The sequence below is a fragment of the Citrobacter sp. Ce104 genome (assembly GCF_030334595.1).
Classification (GTDB): Bacteria; Pseudomonadota; Gammaproteobacteria; order Enterobacterales; family Enterobacteriaceae; genus Citrobacter; species Citrobacter europaeus.
Map to the genome: position 1 here is coordinate 791,200 of NZ_JAOWDP010000068.1, position 16,481 is coordinate 807,680.

10 protein-coding genes are annotated in these 16,481 nt (G+C 54.3%); 2 read left to right on the top strand and 8 right to left on the bottom strand.

Annotated features, from left to right (window positions below; all coding sequences use genetic code 11):
- The first annotated feature begins 212 nt into the window (after positions 1–212).
- Positions 213–533, top strand: a complete 321-nt coding sequence (gene clpS / locus OGW16_RS22165; protein ID WP_003036810.1) for an ATP-dependent Clp protease adapter ClpS — start codon at positions 213–215, stop codon at positions 531–533.
- Positions 534–563: 30 nt separating this feature from the next.
- A complete protein-coding gene (gene clpA / locus OGW16_RS22170; protein WP_286518866.1) occupies positions 564–2,840 on the top strand; it encodes an ATP-dependent Clp protease ATP-binding subunit ClpA in 2,277 nt (758 codons plus the stop codon).
- A 268-nt stretch (positions 2,841–3,108) separates the two neighbouring features.
- On the opposite strand, the gene trhP is transcribed toward clpA, so the two are convergent.
- The 8 genes from trhP to OGW16_RS22210 form a co-directional block, all read right to left on the bottom strand.
- The gene (trhP, locus tag OGW16_RS22175; RefSeq protein ID WP_043016896.1) at positions 3,109–4,470 is read right to left on the bottom strand and encodes a prephenate-dependent tRNA uridine(34) hydroxylase TrhP; all 1,362 of its coding nucleotides are present in this window, start codon (positions 4,468–4,470) and stop codon (positions 3,109–3,111) included.
- A 120-nt stretch (positions 4,471–4,590) separates the two neighbouring features.
- Positions 4,591–5,301 (bottom strand): tetratricopeptide repeat protein, encoded by a 711-nt coding sequence (locus OGW16_RS22180; RefSeq protein ID WP_172863322.1) that lies wholly within the window; start codon positions 5,299–5,301, stop codon positions 4,591–4,593.
- Positions 5,302–5,327: 26 nt separating this feature from the next.
- Positions 5,328–6,050 (bottom strand): envelope stress response regulator BaeR, encoded by a 723-nt coding sequence (gene baeR / locus OGW16_RS22185; protein WP_043016895.1) that lies wholly within the window; start codon positions 6,048–6,050, stop codon positions 5,328–5,330.
- On the bottom strand, positions 6,047–7,450 hold the full coding sequence (baeS, locus tag OGW16_RS22190; protein ID WP_286518869.1) for an envelope stress sensor histidine kinase BaeS: 1,404 nt from the start codon (positions 7,448–7,450) through the stop codon (positions 6,047–6,049). Before baeS ends, baeR begins: the two co-directional genes overlap by 4 nt.
- On the bottom strand, positions 7,450–8,862 hold the full coding sequence (locus OGW16_RS22195) for an MFS transporter (protein ID WP_286518871.1): 1,413 nt from the start codon (positions 8,860–8,862) through the stop codon (positions 7,450–7,452). Before OGW16_RS22195 ends, baeS begins: the two co-directional genes overlap by 1 nt.
- Positions 8,859–11,939: a multidrug efflux RND transporter permease subunit MdtC gene (gene mdtC, locus OGW16_RS22200; protein WP_043016892.1), complete on the bottom strand. Its 3,081-nt coding sequence runs from the start codon at positions 11,937–11,939 to the stop codon at positions 8,859–8,861. The genes OGW16_RS22195 and mdtC overlap by 4 nt, the downstream gene beginning before the upstream one ends.
- On the bottom strand, positions 11,940–15,062 hold the full coding sequence (locus OGW16_RS22205; RefSeq protein ID WP_286518873.1) for an MdtB/MuxB family multidrug efflux RND transporter permease subunit: 3,123 nt from the start codon (positions 15,060–15,062) through the stop codon (positions 11,940–11,942).
- Positions 15,062–16,309 (bottom strand): MdtA/MuxA family multidrug efflux RND transporter periplasmic adaptor subunit, encoded by a 1,248-nt coding sequence (locus OGW16_RS22210; RefSeq protein WP_286518875.1) that lies wholly within the window; start codon positions 16,307–16,309, stop codon positions 15,062–15,064. Before OGW16_RS22210 ends, OGW16_RS22205 begins: the two co-directional genes overlap by 1 nt.
- Positions 16,310–16,481: the final 172 nt, after the last annotated feature.

Here is a 16,481-nt window from a genome sequence, read left to right on the forward strand (position 1 = left end):
GCGAGGCGTCAAGCGCCAGGCAGACGGAATAGGGTAAAAATGCATCAAAATTTGAAGCAGTTAACGCTATTGTCGGTTATGTGACAGATGTCGCGGATGGCACTAATAGATGATAGTTATCTAATACTTGAGGTAGATTGATTGTGCGCATAGGCTGCTTGTCAGCGGCAAGATTTTCTGCCGGAAACCGTAACTGAAGATGACGACAGACAATGGGTAAGACGAACGACTGGCTGGATTTCGATCTGCTGGCGGAAGATAAATTGCGCGACGCGCTAAAACCGCCATCTATGTATAAAGTGATATTAGTCAATGATGATTACACTCCGATGGAGTTTGTTATTGACGTGTTACAAAAATTCTTTTCTTATGACGTAGAACGTGCAACGCAACTGATGCTTGCAGTTCACTATCAAGGTAAAGCGATCTGCGGCGTATTCACTGCCGAAGTAGCTGAAACCAAAGTGGCGATGGTGAACAAGTATGCGAGGGAGAACGAGCATCCGTTGCTGTGTACGCTAGAAAAAGCCTGAATGCAGGCATAAATATTGGGGGAGGTGCCTATGCTCAATCAAGAACTGGAACTCAGTTTAAACATGGCTTTCGCCAGAGCGCGCGAGCACCGACATGAGTTTATGACCGTCGAGCACTTGTTACTGGCGTTGCTCAGTAACCCATCGGCCCGCGAAGCGCTGGAAGCGTGTTCTGTGGATCTGGTGGCGCTGCGTCAGGAACTCGAAGCCTTCATTGAACAAACCACACCCGTATTGCCTGCCAGTGAAGAAGAGCGCGACACGCAGCCAACGTTGAGTTTTCAGCGAGTGTTGCAACGTGCGGTCTTCCATGTTCAGTCCTCCGGGCGCAATGAAGTTACCGGCGCGAATGTGCTGGTCGCTATCTTCAGCGAGCAGGAATCTCAGGCGGCTTATCTGCTGCGTAAGCATGAAGTGAGTCGCCTTGATGTGGTGAATTTTATTTCTCATGGCACGCGCAAAGACGAACCAAGTCAGTCTTCTGACTCTGGTAATCAGCCGAATAACGAAGAGCAAGCTGGCGGGGAGGACCGTATGGAGAACTTCACGACTAACCTTAACCAGCTTGCCCGTGTGGGCGGAATTGATCCGCTCATTGGCCGGGACAAAGAGCTGGAGCGCGCCATTCAGGTACTGTGCCGTCGCAGAAAAAACAACCCGCTGCTGGTGGGAGAGTCTGGCGTCGGTAAAACCGCGATTGCTGAAGGCCTCGCCTGGCGTATCGTCCAGGGCGATGTGCCTGAAATCATGGCTGATTGTACCCTTTATTCTCTGGATATCGGCTCGCTGCTGGCGGGTACCAAATATCGCGGCGATTTTGAAAAACGCTTCAAGGCGCTGCTGAAACAGCTGGAACAGGATACTAACAGCATTCTGTTCATCGATGAGATCCATACCATTATCGGTGCGGGTGCGGCATCGGGCGGCCAGGTGGATGCGGCTAACCTGATCAAGCCGTTGCTCTCCAGCGGTAAGATCCGTGTGATAGGGTCTACTACTTATCAGGAATTCAGCAATATCTTTGAAAAGGACCGTGCGTTAGCGCGCCGTTTCCAGAAAATCGATGTCACTGAGCCATCGGTCGAAGAGACCGTGCAGATAATCAACGGTCTGAAGCAGAAATACGAAGCGCACCATGATGTCCGCTATACCGCCAAAGCGGTGCGTGCAGCGGTCGAACTGGCGGTGAAGTACATTAACGATCGTCACCTGCCGGATAAAGCGATTGACGTGATCGACGAGGCGGGCGCGCGGGCGCGTCTGATGCCGGTCAGCAAGCGCAAGAAAACCGTCAACGTGGCGGATATCGAGTCCGTCGTGGCCCGCATTGCGCGGATCCCGGAGAAGAGCGTTTCGCAAAGCGATCGTGATACGCTGAAAAACCTGGGTAACCGTCTGAAGATGCTGGTATTCGGACAGGATAAAGCCATTGAGGCGCTGACTGAAGCGATCAAAATGAGCCGTGCCGGTCTGGGTCACGAGCATAAACCGGTTGGTTCGTTCCTGTTTGCCGGGCCAACTGGCGTCGGTAAGACCGAGGTCACGGTACAGCTATCCAAAGCGCTGGGTATTGAACTGCTGCGTTTTGATATGTCCGAATATATGGAACGCCACACCGTTAGCCGCCTGATTGGTGCGCCTCCGGGATATGTTGGTTTCGACCAGGGCGGTTTGCTGACCGATGCAGTCATTAAGCATCCGCATGCGGTACTGCTGTTGGATGAAATCGAAAAAGCGCATCCGGACGTCTTTAACCTGCTGCTGCAGGTAATGGATAACGGCACGCTGACCGACAATAACGGGCGTAAAGCGGATTTCCGCAACGTGGTGCTGGTCATGACCACTAACGCCGGCGTACGTGAAACCGAGCGTAAATCGATTGGGCTTATTCATCAGGACAACAGTACCGATGCAATGGGCGAAATCAAAAAAGTGTTTACGCCGGAATTCCGTAACCGTCTCGACAACATTATCTGGTTCGATCATCTCTCTACAGAGGTGATTCATCAGGTTGTTGATAAGTTTATCGTCGAGCTTCAGGTTCAGCTTGATCAGAAAGGTGTCTCTCTGGAAGTGAGTCAGGAAGCCCGTGACTGGCTGGCAGAGAAAGGCTACGACCGTGCAATGGGCGCACGTCCAATGACGCGTGTGGTCCAGGATAACCTGAAAAAACCATTGGCTAACGAACTGCTGTTCGGTTCGCTTGTGGATGGCGGTCAGGTGACCGTTGCGCTGGATAAAGAGAAAAATGAGCTGACCTATGGTTTCCAGAGTGCGCAAAAGCACAAGCCAGAAGCAGCACATTAATTTCTAATCACCTAATAAGCCGGGCATAATGCCCGGTTTTTTTTCGCCTGAAAGTAGTGAATAGAATAGGGGGACTCGCAGAGTTTAAACGGCAGGCAAAAAATAAGCCTGCGTAAGGGAGATTACGCAGGCTAAGGAGGTGGTTCCTGGTACAGCTAGCATTTATGGGTTATGTTTTTCAGCGGAAGCGATAATACCCTTAATGAACGAAACGGTATGTGATCGATTTCTAAGAATCTTCCGAACGCTGAAAAATAACCGTAATTAACTACTTAGCATGTGGGTTGCGTGTGGACTCACCGGTAAAATTACGCATCAACAATGCATAATTCAGATCGATATCCTCCGGTACAGGCATCCACACGGTGTAACCATCGCCTGGCGCAACTGGCATCGCTTCGCCTTTCGCGTTTTCCATCTGCTCGAGAGTAAAGTTGATGTTGCCCTGTGGGGTCATCAGCTCCAGGCTGTCGCCAACGGTGAATTTGTTTTTCACCAGTACGGCTGCCAGCTCGCCTTTACGCTCGCCAGTGAATTCGCCGACAAACTGCTGACGCTCGGAAACGGAGAAACCGTATTCATAGTTTTGATAGTCGTCATGCGTATGGCGGCGCAGGAATCCTTCGGTGTAACCGCGATGGGCCAGGCCTTCCAGCGTTTCCAGCAATTGCGGGTCGAACGGTTTACCGGCCGCGGCATCATCAATGGCTTTGCGATATACCTGCGCGGTACGTGCACAGTAATAATATGACTTGGTGCGGCCTTCGATTTTCAGCGAATGCACGCCCATCTGCGTCAGACGTTCAACGTGGGCAATGGCACGCAAATCCTTTGAGTTCATGATGTAAGTGCCATGTTCGTCTTCAAACGCGGTCATGTACTCACCCGGACGCTGGGCTTCTTCAATCATAAAGACTTTGTCTGTCGGTGCGCCAATACCTAACGTTGGCTCAACGTTTTGTACCGGGATAGGCTCGTACTTATGCACGATATTGCCCACCACGTCTTCTTTGCCTTCCTGTACGTTGTATTCCCAGCGGCAGGCATTGGTACAGGTACCCTGGTTTGGGTCACGCTTGTTGATGTAGCCAGAGAGCAGGCAGCGACCGGAGTAGGCCATGCACAGGGCGCCGTGAACGAAGATCTCAAGCTCCATATCCGGCACCTGAGTGCGGATTTCTTCGATTTCTTCCAGTGACAGTTCGCGAGAGAGGATCACTCGGGTCAGCCCCATCTGCTTCCAGAATTTCACTGTCGCCCAGTTTACGGCGTTAGCCTGTACTGAAAGGTGAATGTCCATGTCGGGGAAGTTTTCGCGCACCAGCATGATAAGACCCGGGTCCGACATGATCAGTGCATCCGGTCCCATTTCCACCACCGGTTTCAGGTCACGAATAAAGGTCTTCAGCTTGGCATTGTGTGGGGCAATGTTAACCACCACATAGAATTTTTTACCCAGTTCATGGGCTTCATTAATGCCGAGCTGCAGGTTTTCGTGGTTGAATTCGTTGTTACGTACGCGCAGTGAGTAACGCGGTTGGCCCGCATACACAGCGTCTGCGCCATAGGCGAAAGCGTAACGCATGTTTTTCAGCGTTCCCGCCGGGGAAAGGAGTTCCGGTTTAAACATAATTTTCTCGTTCTGATGACAGGTCAGACTCGCCTCACTCAATGAGGCGGTTAGGGGAGTGCCCCCATATTAAGGGCGGGCATTGTAGCGCTGCGCGAAGATGCCGTAAACCTTGTAGGCTCAATCAACCCGTAGATAGTGTCCGTCGGCGCTGACATTCATACCGAAACCGCAGTTTTGCGGGTCGTCGGTTCTGGCGTCGATGCCCTCAGGCGTGACCGTAAGTGAGATATCGCAGTGGATATAGTCGCCCTCCCTGAGCGCGATCACGCCTTTATCGTTTTTCAGCGTGACCAATTCTGAGAATTCACCCATGTTTGGGCCATAATAAAGAGCCATCATGCCAAAGTAATAACCCTGAAAATCAACCTGATAGTCTGATTTATGCTCTGTAGGTTTAATGACCAGCGTTTCCCAGGATGCCAGACCTGCGTAGTTCCAGTATTCACCGGCAGGAGAATCGTTCTTTGGCAGTGCGGCCAGCTTATCTTTGATAAGACCCAGGTTGTAAACCGACTTCGCATCATTGGGATTGATCATCAGCCAGGCCTGCGCCTTACGCCATTGTCCTTCGCGCATCCAGGTCAGGGCCACGTTGTTGTAAGCCGTCGCTACGGTTTTATCATCAAGGCGGCAGCCTTCGCTCCAGGTGACCTGCTTTTCAAAAGCTTCACGCGCTTTTGCGTAGTTCTTAGCTTTGTAGAACTGTTCGCCCTGGCTGGCGTAGGTCGGGACTTTGGCACAGTCAGCTTTGATTTGCTGCTCAGTGATTTCAGCGTGGGTAAAACCTGAGGCCAGTAAAAACAGTAACGGTCCGCAGCGTAAGTCCATTTTCATGTATGCATCCTTTAAAGACATTAAGCAATTCGGCAGGCGTCCGCTTCCCAGCGATATCCTACGCCATAGACCGCGCGGATAAACGACTGCTCCGCATCCAGCGACTCCAGTTTGCGTCGCAGGTTCTTAATATGGCTGTCGATGGTGCGGTCGGTGACGACGCGGTAATCGTCATAGAGATGATTGAGCAACTGTTCACGAGAGAACACTTTTCCCGGTTCATGCGACAGCGTTTTGAGTAAGCGAAATTCAGCCGGCGTTAAGTCGAGCATTTTCCCCCGCCACGATGCCTGAAAGCGACCTTCATCGACAATCAGCGGGCTGTCGGCATCCATTTGTTGCAGTTCGCGCTGCGGTTTACAACGCCGCAGAATTGTTTTCACGCGAGCCACAACTTCGCGCGGGCTGTAGGGTTTACAAATATAATCATCGGCACCAATCTCCAGTCCCAGCAGACGGTCAATTTCTTCTATCTTGGCGGTTACCATCATGATAGGGATTTCAGAGAAACGGCGAATTTCCCGACACAGGGTCAGGCCATCGGTACCGGGCAGCATCAGATCCAACAGGATCAGATCGGGCGGCGTTTGACGCACGTAAGGCAGCACCAAATCGCCATGGCTGATGAGCGTAGGCGCGTAACTTGCCGCCCGCAGATAGTCGATAAGCAGTTGTCCCAGCTTGGGCTCGTCTTCCACGATCAGAATACGCGGCGTGTTTTCATCAATGGGTAACTCAGTCATACATCTCTCTGTAAATCGCGTTCCAGCGGTAACTCTACTGTAATGCTAACCCCGCCAAAAGGCGAATGGTCGGCACGGATCAGACCATTATGCGCCTGTACGATATTGACGCAAATCGCCAGCCCCAACCCGGAACCTCCGCTGGCGCGGTTACGCGAGCCTTCGGTGCGATAAAATCGCTCAAACAGCTTCTGTAACTGGCCGTCACTTACGCCGGGAGCGGAATCCGCAAAGGTTATTAAAACCATACGCTCGCGTTGTTCGGCGCTGATGTGCAGCCCGCCGCCGCTGTCGGTGTAGCGCAGGCTGTTTTCCAGCAGATTGTTGAACAACTGCATCAGACGATCCCTGTCGCCAAACACCGTCATGCTGTCGGGGAGCGAAAGTTGTATCGTCAGTCCACGGCTGGCGAAGCGTTCACGAAATGCACCGCTTGCCACTTCCAGCAGGGGAATAAGATCCAGCGAGGTTTTCTGGTAAGCCAGCGCGCCTTCGTCAGACATAGAGAGCTGATGAAGATCGTCCACCAGCTTGGTGAGGGTACCGACTTCAGCCTGCAACGAGGCGACGGAGTCAGGGGTAAACTGGCGTACGCCATCCTGAATGGCCTCCAGTTCACCGCGTAACACCGCCAGCGGCGTGCGCAGCTCGTGAGAAATATCGGCCATAAAATCTCGACGCATCTGCTGGTTTTTTTCCAACGTACTGGCGAGCTGGTTGAAGTCCTGCGCCAGTTTGCCCAGCTCATCCGTACTGGTTGGCGCAACGCGAGTGGTGAAATCGCCTGCCGCCAGTTTATGGGTGCCTTCCACCAACCGCTTGACCGGGGCCAGCAGGCTGCGCGCCAGCGTAAACGTTGCCAGTGCCGCCAGGATTGTGGAGAGCGCAACGATGAGCCAACTGGAACGCCTTTGCTGCATGTCGAAATTGATATCCGTATTCCGCGTTAAGCGTTCCACGGGAGAGGCAATCACGGCGCCCACTTCGCTACCGTTGACGCGGATAGGGTGGCGCATACCGTCGCGGGGAACCGGAGCACGCGGACCGACCAGAACGTGGGCATTTTGATCAACAACCCAAAACTGCGTACGCCAGCCGTGCGGCGGCATGCCTGGACCTGGCTTATCATCGTCGTTGTCGTGTTCAAAAGAGCGCAGGATCTGAAAAACAAAACGATCGTTATTGCGCAAGAACCGCCAGTTGCCGTGCTGCTCATACTGCTCGCTTAATGCGTCGCTGAGCATTTGCAGCCGCTGTTCGTTACCGTGCTTGATATAGTCAATAAAACCACGTTCGAAGCTTATGCGTACGGCCCAGTGCATGCTGATCAGCAATACGATGCAGGTGGCGAAAATCGCCAGAAACAGTTTGCCGGTGATACCGGGCCGCCAGAACTTCATCAGGTGCTCCTTTTGCGCCGTGAAATCACCGCGTTGGTTTGCGTGTCGTTCGGCACGCGGGCAAAAATAATGGCGGGCAGCGCAATAATGAAGGCGATGCACAGCCAGGTATACATAAAGACGGTATGCGTACTACCGCTATCGATGGCAATATGCTGCTGACCGAACATACCTAGCAGCAGGCCCGTGATGGTCACCCCAATACTCATCGACAGTTGCATGATCATCGACAGCAGGCTATTGCCGCTACTGGCGAGATCGTCAGGCAGGTCTTTTAACGTCAGGGTGTTCATGGATGAAAAGCGCGTTGAGTTGACCATTCCCTGTAAGAACAGCACGAAGGGGAGAGCGTAATACCAGCCGAGCAGCGCGGTGGTCATCAGCAGCAAACTGACCAGCGACAGGCCAAACGTTGTGGCGACCAGTACGCGACGGTAGCCAAAGCGGTTAACGACCTGTACCACAATGCGCTTCATACCCATACTACCCAGCACCATTGGGATCATCATCAGCCCGGCATGAAAAGGTGAAAAACCGAGACCAATCTGTAAAAACACCGGCGTCATAAACGGCAGCATGCCGCTGCCGATGCGTCCGGCAAAACTGCCGAACAGCCCCAGCGAGAAGGTTGGTGTGCGAAACAGATTCAGGCTGAACAGCGCGCGTGGATTTCGATGGGCGTGTTTCAGATACAGCGCAATAGCCAACACCCCGCAGATAACCAGCGCCGCCAGCGTGATACTGGAGAGGCCAGTTCCTTTACTGCCATCGAGCGCCAGCGTCAGTACCGCCATGCCGACCGCCAGCATCGCGAATCCCGAGAGGTCGAAGCGTCGGGTTTGCATGGTGTAGTTGGGCATCAACATTAACGTCGCTATCGCGCCGACAATACCAACCGGAATGTTAATCAAAAATATCCAGTGCCAGGAGGCGTACTCAACCAGAATCCCGCCTAATGCCGGCCCCAGCAGAGGACCAATCTGACCGGGCAAAGTGACAAACGTCATCGCCGCCATATATTGCTCACGCGGGACGATTTTCATCACCGTTAGCCTGCCGACCGGCACCATCATCGCACCGCCAACGCCTTGTAAGACGCGCGCCATCACCAGCTCGTTGAGGGTGCTGGACCCGGCACAAAACAGCGAGCCAAGCGTAAACAGGATAATGGCGGTGAAGAAGATATTACGCACGCCAACTTTGTCCGCCAGCCATCCGCTGGCGGGCAGCATCACGGCAACGGTTAAAACATATGACACAATGACCATATGCATGTGTAACGGGCTTTCCCCGAGGCTTGCCGCCATTGAGGGAAGCGCGGTATTAACGATGGTGGTATCCAGCGACTGCATAAAAAAGCCGAATGCCACAATCCAAAGTTGCCAGCGGGTGCTGTCGGGAAGTTCTGTCATAACTCTGCTACCGGTTTGCTGTTTTTACGCGAAAAACGCAGACGCAGACGGTCGAAAAAGAGATAGACCACGGGCGTGGTGTACAGCGTCAGGAGTTGGCTCACGACCAGCCCTCCGACAATGGTTATCCCCAAAGGCTGGCGCAGTTCGGAGCCATCCCCTGCGGATAACACCAGCGGCAACGCGCCAAACAACGCCGCCAGCGTGGTCATCATTATTGGGCGAAAGCGCAACAGGCAGGCCTGGAAGATAGCTTCTTCCGGCTGCAGCTTACCGTTTCTCTGCGCTTCCAGCGCAAAATCGACCATCATGATGGCGTTTTTCTTCACAATGCCAATTAATAGCATGATCCCTATCAGGGCGATTAGGCTGAACGGGGCATTGAACAGTTCCAGTGCCAGCAACGCTCCGACGCCAGCCGAAGGTAGCGTGGAGAGAATGGTCAGCGGATGGACATAGCTTTCATACAGCATACCCAGCACGATGTAGACCGTGGCGATGGCGGCAATAATCAGGATCACCTGTGAGTTCATGGTGTCCTGAAATACCTGTGCCGTTCCGGCAAAGCTACCGCGAACCGTGGACGGGACGCCGAGCTGGGTCATGGTTCGGTTGATGGCCTCTGTCGCTTCGGACAGTGAAGACCCTGTCGGCAGGTTAAACGACACGGTTGAGGCGGCGGACAAGCCCTGATGGTTCACCGACAGCGGGGCATTCGCCGGTTGCCATTTTGCAAAGTACGATAGCGGGATGGCCTTACCGTCATTGTTGATGACGAACATTTTATCCAGCGCGCTGATGTCCTGGGTGTAACGTCGATCGACTTCCATCACCACTTTGTACTGGTTCATCGGTTGATAGATAGTTGAAATCTGCCGTTGTCCGAAAGCGTTATTCAACAGGCTGTTGGCGGCGGCAACGTCGATCCCCAAACGAGACATGGTGTCGCGATCGTAAATCAGATTCATCTCCGCGCCATTGTCCTGCTGATCGGAGTTGACGTCCGCCAGTTGGGGCAGGGCGGCAAGCGCCTTACGGATCTTCGGTTCCCACTCGCGCAGTGCCGCGAGGTCATCTGACAACAGCGTGTATTGATAGCTGGCGTTGGCCTGACGACCGCCGACGCGAATGTCCTGCACCGCCATCAGAAACAGGTTTGCTCCGGGTTCTTTGGCAAGCGCGACACGCAGGCGGTCGATCACCTGCTGAGCGGTTTCATGGCGCTCACCGCGTGGCTTGAGGGTAATAAACATCATCCCGCTGTTAACCCGTGAACCACCGGTAAAGCCGGTGACGTTATTCACCGCCGGGTCGTCGCGGATTATCTTCATAAAATCCTGCAGTTTGCCGCGCATCGCCTGGAAAGAGATGCTCTGGTCGGCCTGGATCCCACCCATCAATACGCCCGTATCCTGCTCCGGGAAGAAGGTTTTGGGGATGGAAATATAAAGCCAGATATTCAGCGCAATGGTGCCAAGTAACACCACGCCTACCAGTCGCGTATGGCGCAGCACCCATTTAAGCGAGGTGCTGTAACTTTGCTGTAGCGCGACCAGCACACGACCAAAACCCCGTTTCCGGGACTGTTCGCGCGGGGCGCTCGATTTAAGCATCCAGCCGCACATCATTGGCGTTAAGGTCAGCGATACCAGCAGCGAGATACCAATAGCAACCGACAACGTGACGGCAAACTCGCGCAGCAAGCGCCCAGGTAATCCACCCATTAACAGTAGCGGCAGGAACACCGCCACCAGCGACAGGCTCATGGAGAGCACCGTGAATCCCACTTCACGCGTTCCTTGTAACGCCGCCTGGAGCGGCTTCATTCCCGCTTCCAGGTGACGGGAAATATTTTCCAGCACCACGATGGCATCATCAACGACAAATCCTGTGGCAATGGTTAACGCCATCAACGACAGGTTGTTCAGACTGAATCCACACAGATACATGGCGGCAAACGTCCCGATGAGCGAGACCGGAACCGCTACCGCGGGGATCAGGGTCGCGCGCCCGGAGCGCAGGAAAACAAAGACCACCAGGATAACCAGCGCAACGGAGATAATCAGCGTCTGTTCGACTTCCTCCAGTGAGGCGCGAATAGTCGGCGAACGGTCCTGAGCGATTTGCAGATCGATGGCGGCCGGGACCATCGTTTGTAACTCCGGTAATTTGGCGCGAATGCTGTCTACCGTCTGAATAATATTGGCTTCCGGCAGTTTGCGGATCATCAGCAGAATGGCCGGTTTGGCATTGGTCATCCCCGCGTTACGAACGTCCTGCACCGAATCAGTTACAGACGCAACGTCGCCCAGCCGCACTGCAGCGCCGTTGTTGTAGTGAATGATAATGGGTTGATATTCGGCGGCGGTTTTCAGCTCATCGTTGGTTTGTACCTGCCAGCGATGGGCATCATTCTCGATGGCGCCCTGCGGCTTACGCACGTTGGCGTTGTCGATTGCGCTACGCACGTCGTCCAGCGATACGCCCTGGTTAAACAGCGCTTGTGGGTTGAGGCCTACGCGCACGGCAGGCAGAGAACTACCTCCCACATCCACGTCACCCACGCCGTCGATTTGCGCGATGGTTTGCGCCAACTGGGTTGACGCGAAATCGTACAGCTCACCCTGGGAATACGTATCAGAGGTGAGCGTCAGGATCATAATCGGCGCGTCGGAAGGGTTGGCTTTGCGGTACGTTGGGCGACTGGGCATTCCGCTTGGTAGCAGGCTTTGTGCGGCGTTAATCGCGGCCTGAACGTCTCGCGCCGCGCCGTTGATGTCACGGTCGAATTTAAATTCGAGAATAATACGTGTACTGCCAAGCGAGCTGCTTGAGGTCATTTCATTCACGCCCGCGATGCGCCCCAGAGAGCGCTCCAGCGGGGTGGCAACGGATGATGCCATTGTTTCAGGCGACGCCCCCGGTAACGAGGCGCTGACCATAATCACCGGAAAATCCACCTGCGGCAGCGGAGCGACCGGCAGCAGACGAAAGCCCAGTATCCCGCACAGGGTGATCGCTACCGAAATGAGAATGGTCGCCACCGGACGATGAATGAAAAGCGCAAAAAATTTCATTTACGCTTCCTCTTCCTGGCGCGGGAAGCGGCTTTTCACATACAGCGACAAACGGTCAAACAGCAGATAAATCACCGGGGTGGTAAACAGGGTTAATACCTGGCTTACCAGCAGCCCGCCGACCATACCAATTCCTAATGGGCGGCGTAATTCGGCACCTACGCCGGTACTTAACATCAGCGGCAAGGCGCCGAGCAGTGCTGCCAGCGTGGTCATCAGAATTGGGCGAAAACGCAGCAGACACGCCTGGAAGATGGCTTCGCGCGGTGCCATGCCCTGTTCGCGCTCTGCAGCCAGGGCGAAGTCGATCATCATGATGGCGTTTTTCTTGACGATACCAATGAGCAAAATAATGCCGATAATCGCGATGACGTCCAGTTCGCTCCCGGCAATCATTAACGCCAGAAGCGCCCCGACGCCCGCCGTGGGTAGCGTGGAGAGAATGGTAATCGGGTGAATAAAGCTCTCATACAGCACGCCGAGCACGATATACATCGCGACAACCGCAGCCACAATCAACCAGATGGTGTTACCCAGCGCGGCCTGGAAAGCGAGCGTGCTGCCCTGGAACTGGGTGGTAATATTCACGGGCAGGTTAAGCGTTTTTTCGGCATCCAGAATCGCCTGCACCGCATCGCCCAGTGAATGATCGTCTGGCACGTTGAACGAGATGGTGGTGACCGGGAACTGATCGAGATGGTTAATCGACAGTGGGGCGAAACGCTGTTCAATGTTTGCTATCGCGCTGAGCGGTACCACGCCGCCTTCGCTACTGGTCAGGCGGATAGTGTCGAGCGCGGCAAGTCCCGGCGTACTATTAGTGTCATGCTCTAACACCACGCGATACTGGTTTGCCTGGGTGTAAATGGTTGAAATCAGTCGCTGGCCGAAAGCGTTGTACAGAACGTTATCGACATCCGCCATGCTGATGCCTAAACGGCTGGCGCTGTCGCGATTGACGTTCACATACGCCACCAGGCCTTTATCCTGCCAGTCGCTACTGACATCGGACAGTTGCGGTAGCTGATGTAGTTTTGCTAACAGTTGTGGAACCCAGGTGCTGAGGGCATCCAGGGACGTTGCTTGCAGCGTAAACTGATATTGCGTCCGGCTGACCTGGGTATCAATCGTCAGATCCTGGGTGGGCTGAAGATAAAGGTCGACGCCGGGTACTCTGTCAGCCGCGTCCTGTAGCCGCGCGATCACTTTCTGCACGCGATCGTCGCGCTCATCCAGCGGTTTAAGATTGATTTGCAAACGTGCGCTGTTCAGTGCCGGGTTAGTGCCATCCACGCCGATAAAAGCGGTCAGGCTCTCTACCGCCGGATCCTGAAGGATGACATCTGAAACCTGACGCTGGCGCTGGGCCATGCTGGCAAATGAGCTGGACTGCGGTGCCTGTAGCGTACCCTGGATAATGCCATTGTCCTGGATTGGGAAGAAACCTTTGGGAATAAAGACCCAGAGCATGACGCTCAGTGCCAGCGTGCCGAGCGCCACGCCCAGTGTGAGCCAAGGGTGGTTAAGCACTTTTGCTAGCCAGTGGCCGTACCCGGCAATAACGCGATCGAACATACGCTCCGAGGCGCGAGAGAAGCGGTTCTGCTTACGCAACGAGGCCTGACTAAGCATACGTGCGCACATCATCGGCGTGAGGGTGAGTGATACGACGGCGGAAATCAGAATCGCCACGGCCAGCGTAACGGCAAACTCACGGAACAACCGGCCCACGATATCCCCCATAAACAACAGCGGGATCAGCACGGCGATCAGTGAAAATGTCAGAGAGATGATGGTAAACCCAATCTCACCTGCACCTTTCAGGGCGGCAGTTAGCGGTTTTTCGCCTTTTTCGATATAGCGCGAAATATTCTCGATGACCACGATAGCGTCATCCACCACAAAGCCTGTCGCGATGGTTAGCGCCATGAGGGTCAGGTTATTGATAGAGAAATCAAGAAACACCATTACCGCGAAGGTACCGATTAACGATAGAGGAACGGCAACCGCGGGAATAATAGTCGCCGGAATATTGCGCAAAAACAGGTAGATAATCATGACTACCAGCGCAATCGCCAGCATCAGCTCGAACTGGGTGTCAGCAACAGACGCACGAATATTGGTCGTACGATCCGAAAGCACGCTGACCTTAACTGATTTGGGCAGGCTGTCGGTGAGCTGCGGCAGCATCTGGCGGATACTGTCTGCCGTGGAGATGATGTTCGCTCCAGGCTGGCGCTGAACATTCATGACTATAGCTTGTTGCTTATTGGCCCATGCGCCCAGCCAGCTGTTTTCTGCACCTTGTTCGACAGTGGCGACATCGCCCAGACGAACCGGCGCACCATTTTTATAGGCAACAATGAGCTGACGATATTCGTCTGCGGACTGCATCTGGTCGTTGGCTGAAAGGGTAACGGCACGCGTTGGGCCATCAAGACTCCCTTTTGCCGAATTGACGTTAGCGCCGGTAATGGCCGTACGGATGGTTTCGCTGGTCAGACCGAGAGCGGCAATAGCCTGTGCGTTAAGCTTCACGCGCACTGCTGGACGTTGTCCACCGGACAGCGTCACCAGACCGACGCCGGAAACCTGGGATATTTTCTGCGCGACGCGGGTCTCGACCATATCTTCCACCTGCGTCATCGGCATGGCGCTGGAGGTGACCGCCAGCGTCATGATCGGTGGATCCGCCGGATTTACCTTGCTGTACACCGGCGGGTTAGGCAGATCGGTCGGTAACAGGTTGGTGGCGGCGTTAATCGCAGCCTGGACTTCCTGTTCAGCAACGTCCAGCGGCAGCGTGAGCTGGAACTGCAGTGTTACTACCGATGCGCCGCCGGAACTTTGCGAGGACATCTGTTTTAAGCCTGACATCTGTCCGAACTGACGCTCAAGCGGCGCGGTGACTGCCGAGGTCATGACGTCCGGGCTGGCGCCGGGATAGAGCGTAACAACCTGGATCGTGGGGTAATCGACTTCGGGTAAGGCGGCGATCGGCAGGAAGCGATAACCGATAACACCGGCAAGCATAATCGCCACCATCAGCAGCGTGGTGGCAACGGGGCGCAGAATAAACAGGCGCGATGGCCCGCCTGTGTTGTCCGGAGGTAACACCTGCATCAGGAGTTGGCTCCTTTTTTGCTGTATCCGCGTGGCGCAGTTTTTTCGCCCGTCGCTGAGGCATCGTGCGCCTCAACGACTTCGACTTTTGCGCCTTCCGTCAGGCGGTCAATACCGTCGGTTACGACCCGATCGCCTGCGGACAATCCAGCGGAGATCACCACTTTTTGGCTATCCTGAATACCGGGTTTAACCAGATGTTTGCTCACTTTGTTATCGCTGTTCAGTACCCAGACAAAATGGCCCTCATTGCCCATTTGCAGGGCAGCTGTTGGGATCACAACAGCATTTTGTTGTGTGTCGACCAGCATGCGAGCGTTAACGAACTGGTTAGGGAATAAAGCATCATCCTGATTGTTAAAGCGGGCTTTAACTTTAATGGTTCCGGTGGTGGCATCAATCTGATTGTCGAGACTGAGCAGGACGCCTTCGCTCAGCTTTTGCGAATTGGTTCGGTCCCAGGCTTCGACCTTTAACGGCGTTCCCGATTTTTGCGCCTGGATTACGGTAGCAATGTCATTTTCAGGCAAAGTGAATATCAGGTCGATAGGATGCGTTTGCGTAATAACGACGATACCGGTGGTATCGCCGCTGGAAATTTGGTTGCCGATATCGACCAGTTTCAGACCGACACGACCATCAACAGGGGCGGTTATCCGGCTCCAGTCGAGCTGCAACTGAGCGCTGGCGACGCTGGCTTCATCAGCTTTGATTGTCCCTAACGTTTCATTTACCAGTGCCTGCTGGGTATCCAGATCCTGGCGGGAGACCAGATTGGTTTTTACCAGCTGTTGATAACGGGCAAGATCGCGACGGGCATTCGCCAGCGTGGCTTTATCTTTTGCCAGTTGTCCCTGCGCCTGCGCCAGAGCGACTTTGAACTGGCTGGGATCTATCTCTGCCAGCAGGTCGCCGGCTTTCACCTGCTGTCCTTCCTCGAAGTGCAAGGCGATGAGCTGACCATCTACCCGACTACGTACCGTAGCGGTATTTGCGGCAGTAATGGTACCCAGCCCTGTCAGATAACGCGGAACGGCTTCAACGGCGGCGGTGGCAGCCTGGACGGGAGCTAACGGTCCGGAGCGCATTCCACGCCGCCCTGAACCTGGCGCATTCTGCGCGGGTTTGGTCGCGCCCGGTGCGGTTTCCTGGGAGCCGCTGCGGCTATGCCAGAACCAGATGGCGGCGACGGTGGCCACGACGATCGCGATTGCTATCACCCAGCGGGATTTTTTACTGCCTTTCATTGTTATAAGTTTCTCATCCTGAAACGATTCGCGGAATGATACTAGTTTAGCCAGCGAACAAGGGAGAAAAATGGAGGAATTATGAAACACTGTCGGGATTCGTCTGAATGCTGACGCGGCTTTGCGAGGCGTTACGCAACATTAAGCGCTGAAAACGGCGAAGAAGAAATAG